A 679-nucleotide genomic window follows, 5' to 3' on the forward strand; every position below is an offset into this window, starting at 1 on the left:
GCCCGCGATGATCGCCGAATGGATCACGCAGGTTTTCGCCTGATCCGCTCGACACAGCTTTAACCGATTGATCCTTCAGGAGAGCATCACATGCGTTCCGCCGTTATCGTTTCCACTGCCCGCACCCCGATCGGCCGCGCCTATCGCGGGGCGTTCAACAACCTCCCTTCGCCCACGCTCGCCAGCCACGCGATCAAGGCCGCGGTCGAGCGCGCCAGGATCGACGGCGCCGAGGTGCAGGACGTGGTGTTCGGCGCCGCGCTGCAGCAGGGCGCGCAGGCGACCAATATCGCGCGCACCTCGCTGCTCCGCGCCGGGCTGCCGGTGACGGTCTCGGGCATGTCGGTCGACCGCCAATGCGCCTCGGGGCTGATGGCGATCGCCACCGCGGCGAAGGAAATCATCACCGATCAGATGGACGTGACGATCGGCGGCGGCGTCGAATCGATCAGCCTCGTCCAGACCCCGCAGATGCGCGTGCAGCCCGATCCCGAACTGATCGCGATGCACAAGGACATCTACATGCCGATGCTGCAGACCGCCGAGGTGGTCGCCAAGCGCTATGGCATCAGCCGCGACGCGCAGGACGAATATGCGCTCCAGTCGCAGCAGCGCACCGCCGCCGCGCAGGCCGCGGGCAAGTTCGACGACGAGATCGTCAGCGTCACCGCCAATATGG

General features: G+C 66.6%; 1 protein-coding gene. It reads left to right on the forward strand.

Annotated features, from left to right (window positions below; all coding sequences use genetic code 11):
• Nucleotides 1–90: 90 nt before the first annotated feature.
• Nucleotides 91–679: thiolase family protein (locus tag BGN95_RS24605; RefSeq protein ID WP_502688349.1), on the forward strand; the 589-nt coding region annotated here is incomplete at its 3' end.

The organism is Sphingomonas sp. 66-10 (assembly GCF_001897045.1).
GTDB classification, from domain to species: Bacteria; Pseudomonadota; Alphaproteobacteria; order Sphingomonadales; family Sphingomonadaceae; genus Sphingomonas; species Sphingomonas lycopersici.